Below are 587 nucleotides of genomic sequence, written 5' to 3' on the forward strand. Positions count from 1 at the left end.
GTATTTAATATAGGGAAGTACATTGATGAAGAAGCGAGCCGCTTACATACGTTTTATTTACTAGCGAATAAAACAATTGATGGCATGATGCATAAAGATCGAGTTAGATTAGCGCTTATTGCTTCGTACAAATCAAAAATGTTATTTAAACAACATTTAGCCCCATTTGAAGGGTGGTTTGATAAAAGTGAACAAAAAAAAATCCGGTTATTAGGAGCTGTTTTGCAATTTTCAGCCGCTTTAAATGTGAGACAAAGAGCGCTTGTTGAAACGATATCTATAACAGAAAGTAAAGAAGGATTAACATTTAGAATTGTATGTGAGCAATCGGCATTAGCGGAAAAAGTGCAAGCTGAAAAACAAAAAAAGCAGCTAGAAAGAGTATTGAAAACGAATATTAACTTATTATTCGAATCAGAATGTTAAGTTGTACGGATGTCTTTACGAAAAATTAACACTTTGGAATATTATAATTTGATAAAATAAAAGTAACTAAATTATAGTGAAAAAGTTTCAAAGGGAAGTGTGAAGAGAATGGAATTGCTAAAGGGGAATTTAGTAAATTTAAATGATACAGCGTATTATAA

Annotated in this window: 1 pseudogene; it reads left to right on the forward strand. The window is 31.0% G+C overall.

Annotated elements, in window-relative coordinates:
• Positions 1–426, forward strand: a pseudogene (locus AC1DTM_RS30830) (exopolyphosphatase); the annotation flags it as partial.
• Between the last annotated feature and the right edge of the window lie 161 nt (positions 427–587).

The organism is Bacillus sp. P4_D3 (genome assembly GCF_056401855.1).